Origin of the sequence: Agarivorans sp. QJM3NY_33 (genome assembly GCF_050870865.2) — a bacterium.
Taxonomy (GTDB): domain Bacteria; phylum Pseudomonadota; class Gammaproteobacteria; order Enterobacterales; family Celerinatantimonadaceae; genus Agarivorans.
Genome location: NZ_CP194039.2, coordinates 691,759 through 715,271 on the forward strand (window position 1 = coordinate 691,759; position 23,513 = coordinate 715,271).

Below are 23,513 nucleotides of genomic sequence, written 5' to 3' on the forward strand. Positions count from 1 at the left end.
TCCAGAATCATCTTATTCGGCTTGGTTAGCTTGGTACAACGAGGGCCGCCAATCGCCGAAAATATGCTCTAGTTGATAATGCTGCATTTGTTGTTCTGTGAGCTGAGGTCGTTGTTTATCGCGTGATTTGGCACCCGCACCGCTATTGTTGTATTCCCAAAAACGAGAATTTTCAGGCCTGAACCAAATAATATTTTGCTGGATATCCCGACCGCTCATTTTATCCCATCCGTAGAGGTGGTCGTCGAGTTCACAATTGATAAAGGCGACATGCCCAATTGCCTTAGGGTCGGCATAGTTACCATCACTAAATTGTGTGGTTGGGTGCCATGGCCGTCCTAAAGCATAGCTATTAGCTGGTACTCCGGGCTCTTTGCTGAGCTGGCAATGGCGAAATACCAAGCCATGTGTTTGCTTGATGTCGGTACAAGGCGCACTAATATAGCCATAGACTTGCTCGTGGTGTTGCGCTTCTCGATTACGAGCTACGATCTCGCATTTGTCGATGAGGGCAACTCCGCCTCCGAAAATGAAGTCGATGGTGCCAGCGATACGGCAGTGGCTCAAGTAACAACGTCCGGCACGTAAATACAGGGTATCTTGATAGCTTTGCAGATCGAGATCGATTAACTGAACGCGGTCGGCATTGTCACCTAAGGCGAGGGCGACTGCTTGGGTATGTTTTAGTTTGCTTGGGTCACCTTCCGCTTTAGCCGCATTGGCTGGAAAATCAAAGCCATTTTCAATGCTTAGCGAGCGGATCTGTACGTCAGCTGCGTCAATACAAAGCGTGTAACTATTAAAGGTGGCAAATTTCCTACCTTGCGAGTCAATCATGCCGTTGGCCATAGTGGCACTGACAATGCAGTGGGTTTGGCTTTCGCCGATGAGCTGGGTGTTCGCTCGAGTCACTTTAATCTTTTCTTGATAACGACCGTTGGCTATATAAATTAAATAGGGTGAATGATCATCTGGTGCGTTGTCGAGCGCCTGTTGGATCGAACTAAAATCGGCGTCTGCTTGCAGAGACACAGTTACTTGCTGGATGTGATTAGGGGTTGTTTTATTCGGCATAGTCTTCAGTGATTGGCGAGTCTACATGAGGGCAGACTCGCACTGTATTTAGTGGAAGAAATTAAACTGTTCTTTGAGCGAATCAGCCTGTTGTTGTAGCGCCCGAGCACTTTCAGCGGTTTCTAGGCTGGTGGAATGGCTCTCTCGATTGAGTTCGTGGATTTCACTTGAATTACTGGCAACCTGTAAAGAAACCTGAGCTTGTTGCTCGGCGATGGTCGCGATGGAATGTGACTGTTCGGCGATTGCTGAGACTTGCGATGCGATCGCTTCTAGAGAAGAGCCAGCATTCTCCGATTGTGATAACAGTGCATTTGCCTGTTGGCGACTTTTCTCGGTAAGGCCAACAGCATTATCCGTTGAATTTTTCAGTTGTCCCATAATGTCTACCACGTCCTTCACGGAGACTTGGGTTCGGTGGGCGAGGGTGCGAACTTCATCGGCAACCACCGCAAAGCCACGGCCTTGTTCGCCGGCTCTGGCTGCTTCGATGGCAGCATTCAAGGCGAGTAGGTTGGTTTGTTCAGCAATTTCATCGATCATCTTGGTGATGTTATAGATAAGCTGGCTGTCTTTTTCAACTTGTTCTATCGCTTGCGAGGAGCTGTTGAGCTGATCGTTTAATAATACGATGTTATTGCGGACATGATCGACCACCTCTAAACCCGATTTTGTGTCGACATCAGCTAAACGCACATTTTCAGCAATGGTTTCTACTTGCTCGGCAACCGATTGGGCAGAGGCTGCGAGTTGTTCGGTTGCACTCACAACCAACTCTACTTTTTGCTGTTGTAAATCCGATTGAGTCAAGTTGGTATCGGCATGGCGCGCCACATTGGAAGACTGCTCATTAACCTGATTACTGGTTTGATTGATTTCTCCTACTAGTGAGTCTAATTGGGCAGCCATTTTGGCGACGCCTTGAGTTAACTGTTCAATTTCATTCTGGGACTGGCTAGAGCCAGTTGGCACCGAGATACTTACTTCGCCTTGACCCAAACGGTCCATAAACACTTTAAGGCGACTTAGTGGGCGAATGGTTTGCTTAATAATTAAGGTCATGACAGCGTAGGTGGCAAGGCCAATCGCAAGTGCAATCACAGCAATTAATTTGAGTAGCGTTTGGCTATCTTTGGTCAACTCATTCACTAAAGTCCCCCCAATGAGTCGCCAGTTCCAACCTGGTACCTGGGTATAGACCAAATATTTTTCTAAACGCTTGCCATCCACTTCAACAGGGAAACGGATCATGCCTTGTTGGCTATCGCTTAAGCTAGCAAAAGGTTGCTGCCCATCGGCGTCACTAAATTTGAGCAAGTTAGTTTCATTGTTACCAATTGAACCGAGTAGGTATTGACCTTGGTGTTCAGCTTCCTGATCGGCGACGATGGTGGCGCCAGTGCTGCCCCACTTGATGTTGGTTAAAGAGGCGAGGATCGCAGCAGTGGCTTTTTCTACGGGTAAAGAGACCGCAAACACCGCACCGACTTTGCCTTCAGAGTCTTTAATCGGATCAAAATATACGATGTAGCTATGACCATAACGGACCGTTTGTTGTGCAAAAGGAGTCGCCTGGCTTAAGGCCTGATAAGCAGGATGCTGGCTATCGATAACATGGTTTAAATCACGTTGGTCGCTTTCATTTTTGAGAGAACTGGCGATGCTTAACCATTGATCGCCCATTGCGGAGTAGATGGTGGCAAAGGCTCCGGTATCTTGGGTAAAGGTATCGACTAGATCTTCGTTATGGATCAAGGGCATGCCGTATAGGCTAACGTTTTGGATCTTCTTGTTTGCGTAATCAAGAATGGTGGTTTCGACTTCATAGCCAGCTAAATAACCATTCTTAAAGGTAGAGCTAAGCACTTTAGTCGAATCCAAATAGGCATTAAATTGACCGCTTACCGTTTGTGCGACAGCATCTAGTTTCGATTGCTGCTCCCTTAAGCTGGTTTCTAACAACAGCTTTGAGGCGTTTTGATAAACTAAGGTTGCGATCCCGCTAAATGCGATGACGAGGCAGAAGACAATCACCAGTTTAAGTTGAAAGCCTACGCTACGATTTTTATAAGCTGCAAACATAGTAGTCCTTAATCAGCATCATTTTGAAAAGCCAAATGTGCAATATCAATCATTCGAGTTTAGTCGGTTGATATTTCATCGTAAAAGTTAATTTTATAGAGAATATTTTACCGAAGATGCGTGTTGTTTATCATAAGTACATCTGCTTTTATTAACTTAAGTTGTTCCTAATAATGATATTTTTTTGTTTCTGTGACGCGGCTAACGACTCGCTTTGTGTCACCATGAGTAAAGGCTTAGCCCTTGATTGACTAAGAGCATAAGCCTTCATTGAACGATGAACTTACCGATCGTCTATTTTAGTAGTTGTTGTAATTTTTTGGCTTGCGCGTCCCCTGGAACCTTGTCTTGAGTATTCACTTTTGACGTGGCTTTTAATTCATCTAATTGGCTTATGTCTACTAAATTGCCATTTTGGTCAGTGGTTTTTCCATCAATAATAAATTGGTTGCCATTGAGTTTGCTGGCATTGACCACATCACTGTATTTACTCTTAACAAAGAAGCGATAGGATTGATTATCGGTGAAGTCACCTTGTTTGACTGCGTCAGAATAGGGGCTCTTGCGAAACAAGAAATTGAAGCGAGCGTTATCGATAGCGACGTTATTTTCTAGTATCAATGAACCAGGATTGAAGTTGTCGGTAAATCCATCCATGTTGTTATGGAAGGCGATACTGTTTTTCACCACATGGGCAACCGGCAGACCTTCCCCGCCTAGTTTAAAGCCATTGCCGCGGGTGCCTCCTTTGCCTTTTACGGTTAAGGTTTGACCGTTCATGTAGGAAATAGAGTCAATAATTGTCACCGCACCATTAGAGCCATCTTCGACCTTATTGAATAAATCCCAGCCGTCGTCAATATTGTGGTGAGAGATACAACGAATGAAAGTATTACCATCTCCCACACGTATTTTTGCCGCAAAACCGTCAGCATTAATTTGCGAATCATCCATATTGTTAAAGCTAATGCTATCGCTAACCACGTTATAGCTGGCCCATAACGCACGCCCAATGCCCTTGGCTGACGAGATCTGAAAACCAGTATCGGGGGATTGATGAGTGACCATGTGAGCAAAATTATTGTGACTGCCGTGAACATTGGTTCGGGCACCAATCACTTCAAGACCGGATATATTCCAGTAACTCGCATCATGCAGGTAGGCATCGGTAATGCGAACCTTGTTGCCCTTGGCTTTTAGGGTTTTCATATGATCGGGGGTGCCACTGGCAGAGATAGGGATTTCTAAACCTGAGTAATCGCCGTCCTCGAGTAAAATTGTGCCGCCCGGGGGGACCAGTTGAATGGCGTCGGCTAAGCTGAGTCGACCATTGTCACCCTGTGGATTCACCAAAATTTGCATTGGGTTCTTCAGCGCTTGTTTCACGACCTTATACTGAGTTTGAATCGCATTGGTATCTGGACCTTCCAGTGGCGTGAAGCTGAGGTCAAACTTGGTATTGCTTTGAGCTAATTGTGTGGGGTAGCTAAACATTTCGCCCGCGGCCACATGCTGGTTTTCCACCAAACTCTGTCCATCTTGACTCAGGCTAAATTGACCACTGTAATTGGCTTGGGCTTGTACGGTGTAGTGATTGGTCGCCGAGACCTCAGGAGACATCGCTTGTACAATTGGAGTTTCCATTTTGGCTACAAAACGGGGAGCATCCAAGGTGTTGGCTTTGCTTAATTGGAGTTTTACCTTGCTCACGGTCACTTTCGCATTCCGTGAAGCAAAGAAGCCAAGGTATTGATGGGCAGGGTCTTGCATTTCAACTATGTTGGCATTGGCCCCTTTGACTGCTTGGATTTGTTCAAGCTCACCATGGCGATAGCTAACACTGTAACCGGTGTTGGTTCGGGTTAAACTGATTTGATAAGTTTGTGCAGGGCCGTAGGGGATGCCTTTGATGAACTCGTCGCGTTTCATCCGGTTTCCGCCTGTTCCCCAAGGCTGGTAAATGCCTTCACGGTAAGTGGCGTTGATATTGATTAAGCCATTGTTGGCTTTTTTATTGGCACGTAAGATGGCTGCAACCATGTTGGATGCCGCCGGAAATTCTTCTAAACCTTCAGGCTGAGGATCGAGTCGTGGTTTACCGATCACATCGCGCAGCATAATGCCTGCACCTTCTTGGCGATTGGGTTTAGAGCCCGTTTCTGGGCCTAATTGTTCTAAAGTTACGGTGGCTGAAAGACTAAAATTTACATCGGTGGGCAGCTTGGTGTAATAGAAGGTCATCCCTTCATGAGAATTGGCAATTTTTCCACCACGGCTTTCAATGGTGAATTGATTGGCCACGGGGCCAGGTTGCACGGGCTGTCCATCCACTGTGACCTGATTGGTACCAACTTTTTCCGGCAAAATAGTGGAGCCAAAGTTAAGGTCGGTGGATTGGCCAAAGGTAATGGCTTGCCAGACTAAATCATCCGCACTTGCGGCATAGGCATTCAACGCATTGAGCGTGAAGGCCGAGGAAACGCAGACTACAACGGTCGATAATTTCATTAGGGATACCTATATTAAAAAAGCCTATTTTGAAAAGGAGAATCAAAATAGGCCTTGGTTTAAAAAGTAGTAACTATGTGACTAGCTTAGAACTTGTATTTCATACCGATACGGAAGCGAGGACGCCAGATATCTTTTGCCGCTTTAGGAGAACCTACACCCCAAGCATTGTCATATTTATTGTTGGCGTCTTTATCTTTGTCTGGTGCTAAGCCAATTTCAATAAATGGAGACCAGTTACCTTCGAATCCTGTATAAGTCGCTTTGGTATTAAACTCACTGAACCAAGCTTTTTTATCTTCCCAAGCGTTACCTTTGTTAGCACTGTTCCAAGTGTAATCAAATGACGCGCCGAGTTTCCAATCTTCAAAGCCTTTATAACCAGCTTCGAAGGTCCAACGATTGTAGTGGTTATTTGGCTTGTCAACCGTTGAACTCTGTCTTTCGTAGTTGTAACGATGACGCCAAGAAACTGCCCAAGCTTTGTTAATTTTGTAACCCAGGGTCAAGTTGAACTGGTGACTTAATTTAGTAGAGCCAGATTCCCACTTATATTGTGGTTTTAGCGAGAAGCCAGACTTGCCGATTTTGTATAGGTAGCTGATGTTGGCTTGTTGGCCAGAACCAGTGTAATCACCGAAAGCGTCATCATTTTTATTGTTTGCCCACTTGGCTTCTACTTCGAAACCAACGCCATTTTTAAGACGGTGACTAATCGAAATACGGTCTTTGTGTTTCGCATTGTTACCTTTATAAGATGGTTGGTATTCGTGACGCATGTTTACAGTTGCCGCGCTGACTGTCGCACTTGCGAATAAGCCAACGAGAACTGCGGTTGCAATAGTGCTTTTTCTCATTATGAAACTCCGTTTTGTTTTAATGGGTACACGAGTTCAATATAAGTGCTGTTTTTGTTTTGTAAAGATGGGTTAGCAGAGAAATGTGATCCAATATAAATAGTGATAAATATTGACAGTTATATTTGTGATCTAGCTCCGGAGAATGTTGGTGCTAGCACTTCATTTATGGTTGACACAGCACCGTGCCAATGAACATATTTGATGCATTTGATAGTCTTTATTTAGCAATTTTTGGTAACGTTTTCGCCATATCGTGAATAATTAATCAAAAGAAGCTTTTCGATAGACCTCTTTATTTAAGAGCTAGGGTTTTGTTGTTTGTAAAATTAAATTTTTATATGAAAGTTGTTTTTAATTTGCGTGAGTTGCATCAACTGTAATTTAGTATCGTCTTTGAATAGACTATTACCGATAGCTGTATCGCTAAATCATGTGCAGTCGCTCACAAATCACCATCTGTTGACTCTTTAGTTATTAAATGCTCATTCGTTTAGATTTAAAATTCAAGCTATGCATAAACTCATTTTATGCGATTATCGGCTTGTGGACCGCTGACTTCTCAAAATCTCCTATGATTGGTACTTACTGGCAACCCGTTATATTTGAAGGTTAGTAGCTCTCATCAACTGGCTACTCGTTTGATTTTCTTTTAAAGTGTTGATTTTAAATATTTTTTTAGTTTATTTGTTGTTTGTTATGACAGTAATGATAAAGAGTTAATATTGTTGCCACTTGTTTGGTGTTTTTTTGGAAGTCCATCTAAGGCTTAGCTCTATGTCTGGGCGCTTGCATCGATTTCCGTTCATTCGAAACTTGTTGTATGTCAAATTCTCATTATTTTATCGCTCACTTTTAGAGATATAAATCAACGCGCAGAGTCGTACTTTAGCCGAATCAAATATGTTGAAATGCTGTTGCTCTATTTATGTCTTAACAAATTAGAGTTGTTATACTTGATATAGGTATTGATCTTTCTGGTTCCGCGATGCTTGCCACTTAGACTTGTCTATAAAATAATGCCTAGTCAACACAACACACTAAATTAGAGTATTCTAATGTTGGTGACTTTCTTAAAAATAACATTAAGCGCTATAATTTTTTCTAGTTTCAGGATATAGCACCAAGCTGAATCGCCTGATCGTCTTTATCCCCAGTTTAAATTTTTCCTGACATCAATGCAGCCATTTATGGACGTTTTTGTCATGACAGAAGTGTGATGTAGATCTCGTTATTGTTGGGGTAGATGGTATTCAACTCAAATAACGGAACGATGTTTCACATTTTTTGTAGATATCTTTTAAAAAATAAAATCACTGATCACATTTATGGTTTTATTGAGTGGCACTTATGGATTTCTGCGTGTTTAATATAGCTAACAGCTAAAAGGTGGTGTTATACACAGTCCGCCACTTTTTAGAGGATTACTAGAACTATTAAGGACGAAAAAATGTATGAAAGTCGTAGGCTTGGTTTAGCGTACCTATCCCCCTATATTATAGGGTTGATAGTGTTTACCGCTTTTCCATTTATATCATCGTTTTTTATGAGCTTTACCGATTATGATTTGATGACAACGCCTAAGTTTGTCGGCATTGAAAATTATCGTTATATGCTCGCTGAGGACGATTTGTTTTGGAAGTCAATGGGCGTGACATTTATGTACGTTTTTTTGACAATCCCAGTAAAATTGGCATTTGCTCTTTTTATTGCTTTCCTTCTTAACTTTAAACTAAAAGGTATTGGGTTCTTCCGTACGGCTTACTACATTCCTTCTATCTTGGGTAGTAGTATTGCAATTGCGGTATTGTGGCGAGCTTTGTTCGCGATTGACGGCGTATTGAACGGTTTGTTAGCGGTGGTTGGTGCCGATCCAATTAACTGGTTAGGCGAACCTGCATTTGCGTTGTTCTCGATTACTTTGTTACGGGCTTGGCAGTTTGGTTCGGCGATGGTTATCTTCCTTGCTGCATTGCAAAACGTGCCTCAGTCTCAATATGAAGCCGCTTTAATTGATGGTGCTAGTAAATGGCAAATGTTCATGAAAGTGACGGTGCCACTGATTACACCTGTAATTTTCTTTAACTTCATTATGCAAACCACTCAGGCTTTCCAAGAGTTTACCGCTCCTTATGTGGTGACTGGTGGCGGCCCCATGAAGTCGACTTACCTCATCTCTCTTTATATTTACGAGACGGCGTTTAAGTTCTTTGATATGGGCTACGGTAGTGCATTGGCATGGGCTCTGTTTGTTGTTGTTGCCATCTTCACTGCAATCGCATTCCGTTCATCTAAATACTGGGTATTCTACTCAGGTGATAAAGGAGGTAAGGCATAATGGCTACTTCTATGTCTACAGCCGAAAAAGCACAAGTTGCTTTGGCGAATAAAGAAAACGACCGTACTATTCGTCGTGAGAAAATTAACGCGACCATCCGTTACATTATCTTAGGTGCTGTCGGTTTTGCGATGCTTTATCCTTTATTATGGATGTTCTCTGCGTCGTTAAAACCAAACCATGAAATCTTTAGCTCTATGAGCCTGTGGCCACATGAGTGGAGCATGGAAGGTTTCATCAACGGTTGGAAAACTGGTACCGAATTTACCTTTGGTCATTACATCTACAATACCTTTGCATATGTATTGCCAAAAGTATTCTTTACTGTGGTTTCTTCAACGATTGTTGCTTATGGCTTCGCTCGTTTTGAGATCCCCTGGAAAGGTTTTTGGTTCGCAACCTTGATTGCCACCATCTTATTACCTCAATCAGTATTGCTGATCCCTCAGTACTTGATGTTCCGCGAAATGGGTTTATTGGATAGCTACTTGCCACTTTACTTACCGTTGGCATTTGCAACTCAAGGTTTCTTCGTATTCATGTTGGTTCAGTTTTTACGGGGTATCCCAACCGATATGGAAGAAGCAGCCATGATTGACGGTTGTAATTCGTTCCAAATTTTATGGTACGTCGTGGTACCGGTGATTCGCCCTGCGATTATCTCGGTAGCATTGTTCCAATTCATGTGGTCGGTGAACGACTTCCTCGGCCCACTTATTTATGTATCAAGCGTAGAGAAGTACCCAATTGCTTTAGCTCTGAAAATGTCTATCGACGTTACCGAAGGTGCTAGATGGAATGAAATCCTAGCAATGGCGTCTATCGCAATTATTCCTTCAATCGTAGTGTTCTTCATGTCTCAGAAGTACTTCGTTGAAGGTGCTGCAAGCAGTGGTATTAAAGGTTAGTTTTCGGAGTTAAGACAATGGCAGAAGTTAAATTTAAAAAGTTAGAAAAAGTATATTCAAATGGTTTTAAGGCCGTTCATGGCATCGATTTAACCATTCGAGATGGCGAGTTCTTGGTAATTGTGGGCCCATCAGGCTGTGCAAAATCAACAACCCTACGCATGCTTGCTGGTTTAGAAACCATCACCGGTGGTGAAGTCACCATTGGTGAGAAGGTAGTGAATAACCTTGCACCGAAAGACCGTGGTATTGCGATGGTTTTCCAAAACTATGCTTTGTACCCACACATGACTGTGGCAGAAAACTTAGGTTTTGGTTTGAAACTACAAAAATTACCTAAAACCGAGATTGAACAACGAGTAAATGAAGCGGCAGCAGTCTTAGAAATTGAAGACTTACTTGACCGTTTGCCTCGTCAGCTCTCTGGTGGTCAGGCGCAACGTGTTGCGGTAGGTCGAGCGATTGTTAAGAAACCTGAAGTGTTCTTATTCGATGAGCCACTATCAAACCTTGATGCCAAACTGCGTGCTTCAATGCGGGTTCGTATTTCTGACTTGCATAAACACTTAAAAACAGAGAATCGTCCGGCTACAGCGGTTTATGTAACCCATGACCAAACTGAAGCGATGACCATGGGTGACCGCATCTGTGTGATGAAACTGGGTGAAATCATGCAGGTTGATACACCTGAAGATTTGTACAACAACCCAGTGAACATGTTCGTAGCGAGCTTTATTGGCGCGCCTGAGATGAACTTGTTCGACGTGAAACTTGAGGAAAAAGATGACTCATTAGTGGTTAACCTTGATGGTCAGATTTTGACCTTGCCGCCTCAAAAAGTCGCGAATATTCGTGCCAATGGTTTTACTGACACTGTATTTGGGGTTCGTCCAGATAATATTTCTCTGGCCTTAACTGCCGAGAACGTTGCGGGTGAACAAACCTTGAAAGGCGACGTTATTCGTATGGAAAATATGGGGCACGAAGTGTTTGTTTACTTCAAAGTAGGCAGCCATGAATTGACCGCACGTGTTCCTATCGATGATGTGAAAGCAGTTCTAAATATGGAACTGAAGAAAGATGTGACCTTTATGGTGGAAACCACTAAGTCACATATCTTCGATAAAACAACTGAAAAAAATATCTCTTTAGATCATTAATTTGAAGTAAAAACGTAACGCGCGTCCACAACGGACATCGGTGGACGCGTATCTTGAGTAAAACTGAAGTGAACATTTCTGAACACAAATAAAATAGCTTGGAGGCTATAATAATGATGAAGAAAACACTACTGGCGACCCTAACAGCGCTAACTCTTGGAGCAATGACTGCGAGTGCATATGCACAAACAGAATTGCGTATGTCTTGGTGGGGCGGTAACAGTCGTCACCAGGCAACCTTAAAAGCCATCGAAAAATTCCATGAGAAGTACCCTGATATCGTGGTAAAAGGTGAATACACTGGTTGGAGTGGTCACTTGTCTCGTTTGACCACCCAGGTTGCTGGTAATACTGAGCCTGATGTTATGCAAACCAACTGGAACTGGTTACCTATCTTCTCTAAAAATGGTACCGGATTCTACGACATGAATGGTCAAGCCGGTGCTTTGCATTTAGATAATTTCCCTAAAACTGCGCTTAATATGACTACTATTGATGGCAAAATTAATGGTTTGCCAGTTAGTATTACTTCGCGTGTTTTTTACTACAACAAAGACTCTTGGGCTAAAGCTGGCGTTGACTACCCTAAAACTTGGGAAGACTTTAAAACTGCTGGTCAAGCTTTCAAAGCTAAATTGGGCGCAGACTACTTCCCGTTGGTTGTAGAGTCGCGTGACGTATTTGCAATTAACCGTTCAATTTTCATTCAAAAATACGGTAAAGACATCATCAATCATGATTCAAACTTATTAGACTTCAGCCAAAAAGAAATGAGTGAGTTCTTCCAAGTTTACGTCGACATGGTTGAAAATCATGTATTCCCTTCTACCAAGCAGTTCGCTTCTTACGGTAAAGGTAATATGAACGAAATGCGCCCTTGGATCGATGGTCACTTTGGCGGTTTGTACATGTGGAATACATCAATCAAGAAATACGCTAACAACTTAGCTCCACCACAATCAATGGAATTAGGTCCATACCCAATGGCGCCTGGTGCAACTGATTCAGGCCTGTTAACTCGCCCATCAATGATGTTCTCGATTGGTCGTAACACTAAGCACCCAGAAGCGGCTGCTAAGTTAGTTAACTTCTTGTTGAATGATCCTGAAGGTGTTAAAGCAATGGCCGATGCGCGTGGTGTTCCACTAAGCAAATCTGGTCTTAAAACTTTGAAAGATGCAGGTTTAGATACCAACAGCTTGCCATTCCAAGGTTATACGCTTGCACAAGAGTTACCCGTGGACGTGTTGCCAACACCTTATACAGATAACGCTCAGTTAATGGAGTTATTTGCAGAAGAAATGCAACACTTAGATTATGGTCAATCGACTCCAGCTGAAGCTGCGAAGAACTTCTTACGCAAAGGTAATCGTGTATTATCGCGTATTTCTAAATAATCTAGATTAACCTCGGTTAATTTAAGCACCCCAGAGATGGGGTGCTTTTTCATTGTAAAAGATATGCGGTTTACTGAAGTGGATTGCATTGCTAAGATTTGAAGTTGCACTTCAAAAGCTTGCCTACCGTCAGCACCCTGTCGATATTGTTGTTTTGTAACGTAAATTCAATACATCGATGACAGTCCAATCAAGCCCTGAACAAGTGGCTAAAAATTTATTATGTCGTGGCTGTCGTGTTCTAGCGCATAAAGCTAGATAGCTGACGCATTGTACGCAGCGAATCACCTAGATAACGCTGTTTTAACTGTTAACTTGATGTCCTTAAACGAGGATATATATTTTCGATGGAGATCGTTATGTCTGATACTCGCCAATCTTATCTACCGCTTCTTACTGACTATTATCAAAAGTTATACTCATTGGCCAAAGCAAGCGATACTCCGTTGTTGGCGGATGGCCTCGATAGCCGTGACAATTCGGCGATTCAGTGGACTTACCCTGATGGGACCAAAGTACCAATGAGTAATTTGGCCAGCCAACAAAATTTCTTTCGCGGTTTAGTGGCCCTCTCGACGATTACCGGTGAGGCATGTTTTGCGGATCAAGCCAAGCAAACGGTGGACTACTTTTTAGAGCATTATGTTGATCAGGCTAGTGGTTTATTCCATTGGGGCGGCCATCGCTTTATTCATCGCGACAATGGCAATATTGAAGGGCCAGCGAGTAAAGAGTGTGTGCACGAACTCAAACATCACTTTCCCTTTTATGACTTTTTATATCAAGTGGCCCCCGAAACCACCCAAAATTTTCTAAAAGGCTTCTGGTCGGCGCATGTGCTCGACTGGAATAAGTTAGATTTAAGCCGCCATGGACAATACCTGACGCCTTGCCCCGATGATGTATTTCAGCAGCATCAGCCAAGTGCAGTCGTTGATCCGAGCAAGCTACCAGCCTTACCCGAAACGGTAGGTCTTACTTTTGTCAATGCGGCCACCGATTTGGTGTATGCAGCTTGTCATTATTATAAATATAGTGGCGACCAAGATGCGGCGACTTGGGCGAAACACCTTTACCATCAATTTGTTTTGGCGCGTCACCCAGAGACAGGCATGCCGGTCTATCAATATTCTTCTCCGCTGCAGCGTGAACCTATTCCCGAAGATGATAGCCTCACTTATTCTTGGTTTGGCGATCGTGCTAAACGTCAGTTTGGCCCCGAATTTGGTGATATTGCCCGCGAAGCCAATGTGTTATTTAGAGATTGTTGGCCAGTTGTGGTTGATAATCCACTGGCTATTTTAGAGTGCGCCAAACAGCTTAACGACCCGCAAATGGCGGCGTGGGCAGTTGATGGCATTAAAGCTTACTTTCAATATGCTTGGGATGAAGCGAGTAACGAGATCATTCCAATGTGGAATAGTGGTCAAGATATGACCGGGTTTGTATTACCACGAGATGGTTACTACGGGGCTAAAGGTGGACAAATCAAACGGCATGCTGCCGATCCATCCTATTTGCTGCCGTTAGTGCGAGCCAGTGTGCTTAGTGATAATTCTGAGTTAAGAGCATTAACTGCTAGCATGTTTGCTCGTTTTGGTTTGGGGGAGCTGGATGCACAGTCATTGGCACCTATAGCGATTGCTGAGCAATCTGATTTGAGTTCTGCTTATTTAGTCTTTGCACTACTAGAGTTATATCAAATTAGTCAAGATAGTCGATTGTTGAGTTTGGCAGATTTAGTGGGGCAAAACCTATTGAAGCAGCACTATCATCGCGGTTACTTTTTGGCCAGTAGCGAACACGTTTATGCGCGTCTTGATGATCCGATCCCCTATGCCTTGTTAGCTATAGAAGCCGCCTATAAAGGTCTCTATTCTGCGATTCCTGTCGCCATTTCTAAGGGTGGCTACTTACATGGGGAACGTTTAGTGAAAGGGGAAGTGAAAACCGTATACGACTATGACGTATTGTATAGCGAAACCTTAGATGGTCGTAGCTTTATTCCAGAGGGGTTAGCAGTAAATTAATTGAGCAGACAACTACTATCTAAAAGTCCACAAGTATTGACATCATCGCTAAGCCCAGCAATCCGATGGCGGTATTACTACCGCTATCGGGTGTTGTTGGCGCGTAACATTATTCCCTTCGCGTGGCCAATTTTAATTGAGTTAGCTTGTGTGGTGTTAATGGGGATCGTCAGTACTATTCTGGTGAGCCGATTAGGAAATGTACAAACCGCTGCCGTTGGGGTGAGCGATAGTGTTACTTTTATCATCATCTCTGTGTTGATGGCAGTGGAACTTGGGGGGTCGGTGCTGATCGCCCACGCTTTCGGCAAACGGGACATGCAAAAAGTCGTCGCTGGCGCCCCACAAGTGGTGAACTTGGCAATTGTATTTAGCTTGTTGGCTGGACTCGGCATTTTTGTTTTTGCCAAACCATTGTTACAAGTTATTGCTTATGGGGCTGACGAGCAGGTGATTGCGATGGCGGCTACCTATCTGAAGACGATTGCTTTCAGCTTTCCGGCTTTGGCGATTGTGTTTGCTGGTAGCGGGGTATTGCGAGCGGTGGGGAATTCTCGCTTACCCGCAATGAGCAACATTTTGATGAATCTCCTGAATATTGTATTCAGTTATCCGTTGATCTATGGATTTCATTGGCTTGGTGGTGATGTTTGGCAAGGTTTTGGCTTGATTGGTGCCGGCCTTGGGATCTGTGCGGCACGTTGGGCGGGCGCATTGATGATTCTGTACTGCTTAGCCAATAATCAGCATTTTAATCTTAAGTTGAAGTCGTATTTTACAGCTATTAACCGGCTCATTTTAAGAGAAATCTTGGGGATTGGTGTTCCTGCTAGCGTTGAATCGATGATGTTTAACGTTGGTAAATTGATCACTCAGATGATGGTCGCTGGGATGGGCACCGCAGCAATGGCTGGTAATGTGGTGGCCTTTTCTATCGCATTATTGATTAATATTCCTGGGAATGCCTTGGCGATTACCTGTACGGTGTTGATCGGTCGGCGTTTAGGACAAGATAAACCGAATGTGGCTCAGCGGGAGCTGCGATTATGCTTCTACTTTGCAACGGCGCTAATAGTCTCCTTTGCTGGCTTGAGCGCTTTGTTTGCCGAGCAATTGGCGCGACTCTATACCAGTGAACCCGAGGTGATTGAGATTGTAGTCAAGTTGATACATATGAATGCCTTGATGTCGCCAATATGGGCTGCTTCCTTCGTATTACCAAATGCCTTTAAAGGCGCGAAGGATGTGAAATATACGATGTGGACCGCGATTGTCAGCATGTGGGGTTGCCGGATTGTTCTGGGTTATGTCTTAGGTATTGTCTGGGGACTGGGCGTATACGGAGTGTGGTTGGGAATGTTTGCTGACTGGTGGTTCCGAGGAGCGTTATATTGCTGGCGTTTGATTAATCGGCGTTGGTTGCATCCGTATCTTCAATCTAAGTCGGGATAAGCGTACAGAGCTCGATTGTCACTTAGACGCAAACTGGCTATTGATCCATTGCTGCAAGAGTTGTGGCCACACGGCAAGCGGCAAACCTTCGGTCTTGCTGATACCAAAGCCATGGCCGCCACGTTCAAATAAATGTAGCTGGGTCGCTATTTGATGGCGACTCAGCGCTCGCCATAGTCGCAAGCTATTCTCTACACTTACCGAGGGATCGTCACTGGCATGCAGGATGAAGCAAGGTGGAGTCTCTGGGCTGACTTGTTGTTCGAGTGAATAAGCTGCAATTTGCTGAGGACTCGGATTTGTACCAATTAATAGTTGACGAGATTCTGGATGGGCAATGGCTTGCTCCATGCTTATCACCGGATAAACCAAGGCGCTAAAATCAGGCCGTGCACTAAAGCTATCGATGTGATCATGGTGCGGATAAATGACCTGCTTAAATTGGTTACTGAGCCGCCCTGCAACATGACCGCCGGCGGAGAAACCGAGTACACCAATGTGCTGTAATTGCCAGCGATGGGCATGCGCTCGGATCCAGCGAAGTGCGCGTTGAGCGTCGGCTAGTGGCGTATCTGCGGCGAAGCGGTGACCGTCGCCTGGCATTCTATAATTGAGTATAAAAGCGTGATAACCAAAGTGATTGAGCTGCTTGGCGATTTCACTCCCCTCTTGATCAATCACCACTCGACGATAGCTTCCTCCCGGTATGATCAATACGCCAATGCCTTTACTTTGCTTACTGGGATAGATGATTATTTCAGGATCCTGGGTTTGACTGAGCGCTCGATTAGGCGCTGCGAGATGGTGACTTCGTTCAGTGACTATTGGCTTAAGATGGGAATTGTCTGATGGCTCAGACCATAAGCGGAAGACTGCTTGTTGGGGAAATAGTTGCTGAACCGATTGAAGGGGGGTCGTGATTGGGGACATACTTGGATCGCTAATATTGAGATGAATAAAACCAGCCCGAGGGGGCTGGTTTAAACGCTGGGGTTTAATCCATTACTTAATTAATGAATTCACGTAATCAGCGATTTCTGGTACTTGGCAGTTTGCAAAGAAACATTCTTGGAAACGCGCACCAGTAACTGCAGTTTTGACTAGTTCTTGGTCAATCGCACGTAGTGTATCTAAGTAGTTGTCTTTCACAACTGCCGCTTTCACGGTGTTTAGGATACCTGCATTGCGTTGTTGTGGTTCAGCACGTTCGAGAGGGTAACCTTGGCCACGCTCGCCAACTAAGGCTTTTTCGAAGATGTAACGAACGTTTAATTCAGCACCCCAACCAAAACCTTTGGCAAAGGCCAACGCAAGAGCATTACCATTGTTGATCTGGTTGAATAAGAAGGCATCTGAAGGATCTAAGCAGTAACCACAAACGACACCAGGGTGAATGTTACAAGACATCATTGCGCCTTGGCCAGTACCACAACCAGTGACGACAAAATCAACTGCTTTTGAATTCAGTAAAATGCTGGCAATAATACCAAGGTGGATGTAAGTCAGGTGATGGTCATTCTCATCACTCATACCTACGTTGTAAACTGAATGACCTAGAGGGTCAGCCACGTAGTTTAGTTCTTTTAAAACAGTAGCGTTTTTTCCGGCTTGACTGTTTTCCATTAATAAGGCGACTTTCATTAAATATACTCCCGCTTGAGAAAGCTAAATAGCTTTCTACTATTGATAATTATGAGACGAAATCTTTACGCATTGGTGTGAAGTTATCGAGTAAAACACCAGCCTCTAAACAAACACAACCGTGCATCACGTCGGGTTCTTTGTAGAGTGTGTCACCGGCTTTCACGACTTTAGTTTCATCGCCAATGGTGAATTCGAAGGCCCCTGAAAGAACATAGGTTAACTGCTCGTGTGGGTGATTATGCATCGGCCCAACAGCGCCTTTTTCAAAATGTACTTCCACCGTCATGATGTTGTCGCTATAGGCGAGTACCTTACGTGATACTCCATTACCTAAGTCTTCTAAGGTAATGTCTTGATTAAATACAAACATCGCTCTCTCCTTTATTGCTAAGGCTGCTTCCCCTTTCGCTGGAGCATTTGGACAAATATTTGTCCACTAATGCTCAGCTGGGGCTTGTGACGCAAATTTTAAGTTCAGCACGTCATACTCAAGTACGAAGATGACCAGTCAGCGTGCAGAACGTATCCGCGGTATATATCAGGGAAGCCTGATATATCTGCGTCTGCGGCACTGAATAAGGAGCATCTGCGTTTATTTTCTCGTTAGCGAGACAACCAGCCACCGTCGACAGCAATGGTGTAACCACTGATGTAGTTAGAAGCTTCTGATGCTAAAAATACGCAAGGACCAGCGACATCGCTAGGTAAGCCCCAACGACCCGCAGGAATACGATCTAAGATTTCTTTGCTACGAGCTGCATCGTTACGCAACGCTTCGGTATTGTTAGTTGCCATATAACCAGGGGCAATAGCGTTTACATTAATGTTTTCTTTCGCCCATTCATTAGCCATCAGACGAGTGACGCCCATCACTGCACTTTTTGATGCAGTGTAAGACGGAACGCGAATACCGCCTTGGAAAGACAACATTGACGCGATATTGATAATTTTACCGCCATTTCCTTGGGCAATGAATTGCTTGGCAACCGCTTGTGACATGAAGAATACTGACTTGATGTTAATGTTCATGACATCATCCCAGTCTTTTTCACTAAAATCGACAGCATCTTCACGGCGAATAATACCAGCGTTGTTTACTAAAATATCAATTTTACCAAACTCACTTAGCGCAGTGTCAATAATGCTAGGGATATCATCTAATTTCATGAGGTTAGCGCGAACATTGATGAACTTACGGCCAGTTTCAGCCATTTTCTCAATGGTTTCTGTTGGCTCAACAATGTTAACACCAACGATGTCACAACCCGCGGCAGCGAGGCCAAGTGCCATTCCTTGGCCTAAGCCCGTATCACATCCGGTCACAATAGCGACCTTGCCTTCAAGATTAAATGAATCAAGAATCATAACTTCTTCCTTTATGTGTAGTTAAATTTGTGGCTGGAGCAAAAAGCCCGTCACCGTTTCTATATTTATAATTGAGGTATCAGAAACGCTGTTCAAATAATATTAAAAAGCGGTTTTAAAAAAGAAGATCAAAGTCGTGTTTTTTTATTTTGAGGTCATTTTTTATTGCTGCTGGAAGCTTTTTGACCATTTTGTGAGCAGGTTGTGGGGGCTGATTCGTTGATATCGTTTTCAATAAGTCGTTATTTTTTTATCGCATGTCGAACTGTAACTACTATTTATTGTGAAGATCGACTAGCCTAAGGACATTATGGGCTTTCATGTTTATCAAGGAAGATAACAATGGACATCGGTCCAATTACGATAAAGCAATGCCAAGATGTGGTGGCTTATCAAGTTGATTTCGACCTTAAGCAGCAATCGCACAGTCTGTGGTTTGAGCTAAACTTGCCTGGAGCTTTGTGGCCGAGTGAGAGTGGCGATGCCGCCATGCTGGCTTTATTGCTTCCGGCTATGTTGGCCAATGAAAATATTCATGTGCGTGGCAGGGTTTCTGCTCAATTACTGTTTCACCTCAATGGTGCTTATCAAACCTTGGTACGGCAGGTGATCCCTTATCTGCATCAGATATATATATCCGCTGATAGCTGTTGTGATCGTTCCAGCCAGGCAAAGGGCGTCGCCACAGGGTTTTCTGCAGGTGTTGATTCATTCTGTAGCTTGAGGGACTATTATTCAGAGCAGACGCCCGATGCTCTTAAAATTACTCACCTCTTATATAACAACGTAGGCTCTCATGGACATGGAGCGGATAAAGAACAGCTATTTCATGCGCGCTATGATCGATTAAAGAAAACTGCAGATGAATTAGCGCTACCCTTTATTATGATTAATTCTAATTTAAATGAGTTTTATGGAAAGGGCTTAAATTTTCAGCTAACCCATACAATTCGCAACGCATCGGTAGCGCTGTTATTACAGGAACATATTGGGCATTTTTTGTACTCATCAGCTTATGTTTACGCTGATTTATTTGTTGGTCCAAGTTATGACATGGCTTATAGCGATACCTATAGCTTACCGTTGTTATCTACAGAGTCCTTAATTTGCCATTCGGTTGGCAGCGAATATACGCGTGTTGAAAAAACCAAAAGAGTCGCAGAGTTACCGGCCTCTTACAAGGTATTAGACGTATGTGTGGTGGCCGATAATGCTGAAAATTGTTCACAGTGTGAAAAATGTTTAAGAACCTTATTTACGTTGGATATGTTAGGTAAGTTGGAGCTTTATCAGCACTGTTTTAACCTCGAGCGTTATCAACAACATCGGGCAGGGTTTATTCGCGACATGCTGATTAGTGACGACCCGCTGTTAAAAGAGATCCTTGATTGGACCAAGCAACATCATTTCCGCATTGAAAAGACGCATTATTTCGCGGCTTTGCTACTTTACATGCGACGTTTCCCATTGCTGTTCCTGCATCGACTTAAGATTTTTACCAAACGCCATTTGGTTTCGATGGGGCTCTATCAACCGAAGTCATATTAAGCCACTTAATTTACCACGCAATAGAGAGTGCATATTTTGGCTAGGCTTATGCTCGTTTCAGTAACTGCTTGGCTTCTTGGAATACTTTACGGTCAATGATCAGTAGCCCTGTTAGGTAGACGCTAGCACCGATCAGAATGCTGAAGAGCAAGATAACAATCGCACTAAAATCTGCGAGTAGTGGTTTGCTGTAATAAATACTCAGCATCATTAGTGCACCTGCGAAAGCGGGGACTGCAATGTGTTTAAACAAGTCCAGTAAAGGTATATTGATCCCTCGGCTGTTATGTAATACGACGATTAAATAGGCAACCGGGAAGGCGCATAACCAAGCCATTGCCAGACCATGTGCCCCATGGTGGGAGCCGACATAAATGCTGGGCACTAATACGGTCAGTAATATGGTCGCATTAATGAGCATGTGTCTCACCTTTTTAAGGCTTTTTAGCGCAGGATTAAATAGTTCTTCACTAAACCTGAGTGGCATCACCAGCAAAATCAGTGTTGCAGGCGTGACGGCATCTAACCATTTCTCCCCCAATACCAGTGGGATGAGTTGTTCGACGGTGGCAGCTAAGCCCCAAAAAATAGGTAAAGTAATCAGTAAACACAGCTTTTGTGATTTAATCACATAGCTGGCGATCATTTTAGGTTGGTCCTGAATTTTGGCGAAGGCGGGAAAGGCGACTTGACGTAGGATAGGCATTATTTTCTTTTGCGGCATCATCGCGATTTGTAAGCAGATGGCATATAAACCGACTTCTACTGGCGTCATCACACGGCCAGCGATCACGATATCTATATGTGAGAATATATAAAACATGATGGTGAGTAAGCTCAGTCCGCCACCAAATTTGAGCATCCCGCTGATTTCAGAATAGCTGAAGCTAGGCCAATAAGTTATCGGGCGAATAGCCATGACCATGCTGGCCTTCAGTAGATAGAACAAGACCTGCCCATAGATAAGTGCCCAGAAGCCATAGCCTAAGTAGGCCAAAATTAATGTGGTCACTGCAGCAGCCGCGTTGGCTATGCCTTCGATAATCGAAACTCTTTTAAAATCCATCTCTTTGGCGAGCAGTGCCGCTGGAATAATTTCAAAAGCCATGATCAGCACACACCATGCATTTACTTTTAAAATGGCTGCGACTTCAGGCGACTGGTAATAATGGCTGACGGGGCCTGCCAATAAATATTGCAGACTAAAAATGCTGAGATGCACAACAATAATCGCACCAAACATCTGTTTAAGGATATTGGTGTTGAGTGCTTGATGTTGAATTAAGGAGGAGCTAAAGAGCGAACCTAGAATTAACACAAAAAAACCGGATAAAACATCGGCCATGGCCACTAGGCCGTAATCTTCGGGGGATAATAATCGAATCACCCAGAAGGTCATCACCCATCTTAAGGTTTGGGTCGCTATTTTTCCTGCGACAACCCATTTTAATGAAGTGAGAACTTGGCTTTTTAAATTCGTGTGCTTTGATGCGGCCGTCATCGATTCGACTTTCCTTTGTCCGTTTCTACTGCTTAAACGCATTGGTTTACTAGGTGCTTAGGATATTACGAACAGGCCCTGCGTCTAACCGATGGCATCTTCGTTGATTTGTTCTCCTGAACTCAAATAATGGTCAATCTGCTTACTGTCACCGGACAATATCTAGGTTCGAAAAAGGATGCAAGTACTTTACTTTCGCATCCGCTGATCTTTGAAGAGCGCGCGAGTGCAATGTTCGTTATCGATTGATTCCTAAAGAGGAAACTAACCCTGCTACGAGTGACTCATGAGGCGGTCGATGTTACTGTTTGTTCATCGAATTTTTGGTTATTTATGCTATTTTAACAACAGTGGGTAAAAAGCGGGTATTGCTAACTAGCGAGCAACTGACTTTATTCATTGAGCGTGGATATAAAAAATGGATTTTGGGTCAATCAAAGATGGATGAACGAAGTGACGATAGATAAGCCGAAACTGGTTATGGTAACGAATTTGTATCCACTGCCTTGGGAACCGAACCGGGGCAAGTTTAACTATCAGCAGTTTGCTTTACTGCAGCAAGATTACCAGTTGGCGATCTTGGTTCCGGTTGCATTTACCGATTGGTGGCGAAATCGTCGACAGATTAAACAAAGCACCGAGTTGCGCTATTGCCCATATTTTTATACACCTAAAATTGGCCGTCGCTTTTATAGCGTGACTATGTTTTTGTCACTGCTGATACACAGTGGCTTATGGTTATTCAAATTTAAACCTCAGCAGCTCATGGCATGCTGGGCATTTCCTGATGCGGTTGCTTGTAGTTGGCTTGCGCGGTTATTTTCGCTCCCCTTTTTCTTTAAAGTTCATGGTTCTGACATTAACCAGCTAGGGTCTTATCCGGGCCGAGCAAAACAGATCAAGGCCGCGGCCGATAAAGCGATATCGATCTTATCCGTATCCCAAGATTTGGCAAAAAAACTGGTGAGCTTGGGGATTGAAGAACAAAAGGTGAAAGTCATTTATAACGGCGTCAACCATCAGTTGTTTGACCAGTGCTTGCCAGCAAAAATGGCCGATGATTACTTATTGTATATTGGTAATTTAAAGCATGATAAGGGCGTGGTGGAATTATTGCAGGCCTTTACGGCGATAGCTGAGCAATTTGCTGAGCTTAAATTAGTTTATGCTGGTAGTGGCGGGATGCTGGCAAAATTGCAACAAATGACTGCAGAGGCGGGTTTAACTCAACGGGTGGTTTTTTTGGGGGCGGTTGCGCATGAGGAACTCCCCCAGTGGTTAGGTCATGCTAAATTATTGGCCTTACCCAGTTATGCCGAAGGGGTGCCAAATGTGGTGCTTGAGGCGATGGCTTCCGGTACTCCGGTGTTGGCGACTAAAGTGGGTGGGATCCCAGAAATATTTAACCCTGCTTTATGCGGTTGTTTAGTCGAGCCTCGTAATACTGAGGCTGTAGCGAAAGGCTTACAGACGATATTGGAGCAAAGTTGGGATAAAGAGGCGATAAAAGCTTGTGCTGCACCTTTTACTTGGCAACGAAACCAGCAGCAGCTGTTAAGCATGCTTAGCCAAGCGGAGGACTAAGCTTGTTTGGCCTTTACGCAAAAAATATGGTGTAGGGGACAGACCGAATAATTCTCTGTAATTAA

The 23,513-nt window shown here is 43.8% G+C and carries 17 protein-coding genes; 8 read left to right on the forward strand and 9 right to left on the reverse strand.

What is annotated here, in order from left to right; genetic code table 11:
• Positions 1-12: 12 nt before the first annotated feature.
• From ACRRSY_RS03065 to ACRRSY_RS03080, 4 genes are all read right to left on the reverse strand, one after another.
• A complete protein-coding gene (locus ACRRSY_RS03065) occupies positions 13-1,074 on the reverse strand; it encodes a pectinesterase family protein (RefSeq protein ID WP_432464330.1) in 1,062 nt (353 codons plus the stop codon).
• Between the two features lie 48 nt (positions 1,075-1,122).
• On the reverse strand, positions 1,123-3,156 hold the full coding sequence (locus ACRRSY_RS03070; protein ID WP_432464331.1) for a methyl-accepting chemotaxis protein: 2,034 nt from the start codon (positions 3,154-3,156) through the stop codon (positions 1,123-1,125).
• Positions 3,157-3,450: 294 nt separating this feature from the next.
• Positions 3,451-5,664 (reverse strand): right-handed parallel beta-helix repeat-containing protein, encoded by a 2,214-nt coding sequence (locus ACRRSY_RS03075; protein WP_432464332.1) that lies wholly within the window; start codon positions 5,662-5,664, stop codon positions 3,451-3,453.
• Positions 5,665-5,750: 86 nt separating this feature from the next.
• On the reverse strand, positions 5,751-6,521 hold the full coding sequence (locus ACRRSY_RS03080; RefSeq protein ID WP_432464333.1) for an oligogalacturonate-specific porin KdgM family protein: 771 nt from the start codon (positions 6,519-6,521) through the stop codon (positions 5,751-5,753).
• Positions 6,522-7,971: 1,450 nt separating this feature from the next.
• Here ACRRSY_RS03080 and ACRRSY_RS03085 point away from each other — a divergent pair.
• The 6 genes from ACRRSY_RS03085 (at position 7,972) to ACRRSY_RS03110 (ending at position 15,806) form a co-directional block, all read left to right on the forward strand.
• Positions 7,972-8,859, forward strand: coding sequence for a carbohydrate ABC transporter permease (locus ACRRSY_RS03085; protein ID WP_432454633.1), 888 nt, complete (start codon positions 7,972-7,974; stop codon positions 8,857-8,859).
• Complete coding sequence (locus ACRRSY_RS03090; RefSeq protein WP_432454632.1) at positions 8,859-9,767, forward strand: carbohydrate ABC transporter permease; 909 nt, start codon at positions 8,859-8,861, stop codon at positions 9,765-9,767. Before ACRRSY_RS03085 ends, ACRRSY_RS03090 begins: the two co-directional genes overlap by 1 nt.
• 17 nt (positions 9,768-9,784) lie before the next feature.
• The gene (locus ACRRSY_RS03095) at positions 9,785-10,927 is read left to right on the forward strand and encodes an ABC transporter ATP-binding protein (protein ID WP_432464334.1); all 1,143 of its coding nucleotides are present in this window, start codon (positions 9,785-9,787) and stop codon (positions 10,925-10,927) included.
• A 113-nt stretch (positions 10,928-11,040) separates the two neighbouring features.
• A complete protein-coding gene (locus tag ACRRSY_RS03100) occupies positions 11,041-12,324 on the forward strand; it encodes an ABC transporter substrate-binding protein (protein ID WP_432464335.1) in 1,284 nt (427 codons plus the stop codon).
• Positions 12,325-12,683: 359 nt separating this feature from the next.
• Positions 12,684-14,354 (forward strand): hypothetical protein, encoded by a 1,671-nt coding sequence (locus tag ACRRSY_RS03105; RefSeq protein WP_432454629.1) that lies wholly within the window; start codon positions 12,684-12,686, stop codon positions 14,352-14,354.
• On the forward strand, positions 14,355-15,806 hold the full coding sequence (locus ACRRSY_RS03110; protein ID WP_432464336.1) for an EmmdR/YeeO family multidrug/toxin efflux MATE transporter: 1,452 nt from the start codon (positions 14,355-14,357) through the stop codon (positions 15,804-15,806).
• A gap of 18 nt (positions 15,807-15,824) precedes the next feature.
• Here the strand turns inward: ACRRSY_RS03110 and ACRRSY_RS03115 are convergent, their stop codons facing one another.
• From ACRRSY_RS03115 to kduD, 4 genes are all read right to left on the reverse strand, one after another.
• The gene (locus ACRRSY_RS03115; protein WP_432464337.1) at positions 15,825-16,736 is read right to left on the reverse strand and encodes an alpha/beta hydrolase; all 912 of its coding nucleotides are present in this window, start codon (positions 16,734-16,736) and stop codon (positions 15,825-15,827) included.
• Positions 16,737-16,808: 72 nt separating this feature from the next.
• Entirely contained in the window at positions 16,809-17,447 is a 639-nt protein-coding gene (locus ACRRSY_RS03120; RefSeq protein WP_432454626.1) for an RpiB/LacA/LacB family sugar-phosphate isomerase, read from the reverse strand.
• A 49-nt stretch (positions 17,448-17,496) separates the two neighbouring features.
• Positions 17,497-17,820, reverse strand: coding sequence for a cupin domain-containing protein (locus tag ACRRSY_RS03125; protein ID WP_432454625.1), 324 nt, complete (start codon positions 17,818-17,820; stop codon positions 17,497-17,499).
• Positions 17,821-18,053: 233 nt separating this feature from the next.
• The gene (kduD, locus tag ACRRSY_RS03130; protein WP_432464338.1) at positions 18,054-18,815 is read right to left on the reverse strand and encodes a 2-dehydro-3-deoxy-D-gluconate 5-dehydrogenase KduD; all 762 of its coding nucleotides are present in this window, start codon (positions 18,813-18,815) and stop codon (positions 18,054-18,056) included.
• Between the two features lie 342 nt (positions 18,816-19,157).
• Here kduD and ACRRSY_RS03135 point away from each other — a divergent pair, with 342 nt between their 5' ends.
• Positions 19,158-20,363, forward strand: a complete 1,206-nt coding sequence (locus ACRRSY_RS03135; protein WP_432464339.1) for a hypothetical protein — start codon at positions 19,158-19,160, stop codon at positions 20,361-20,363.
• A gap of 46 nt (positions 20,364-20,409) precedes the next feature.
• On the opposite strand, the gene ACRRSY_RS03140 is transcribed toward ACRRSY_RS03135, so the two are convergent.
• Positions 20,410-21,864 carry a lipopolysaccharide biosynthesis protein gene (locus tag ACRRSY_RS03140; protein ID WP_432454622.1) on the reverse strand — a complete coding sequence of 485 codons (1,455 nt, stop codon included), beginning with the start codon at positions 21,862-21,864 and terminating at the stop codon, positions 20,410-20,412.
• Positions 21,865-22,308: 444 nt separating this feature from the next.
• Between ACRRSY_RS03140 and ACRRSY_RS03145 the strand changes: the two genes are divergently transcribed.
• Positions 22,309-23,448, forward strand: coding sequence for a glycosyltransferase (locus ACRRSY_RS03145; protein WP_432454621.1), 1,140 nt, complete (start codon positions 22,309-22,311; stop codon positions 23,446-23,448).
• Positions 23,449-23,513: the final 65 nt, after the last annotated feature.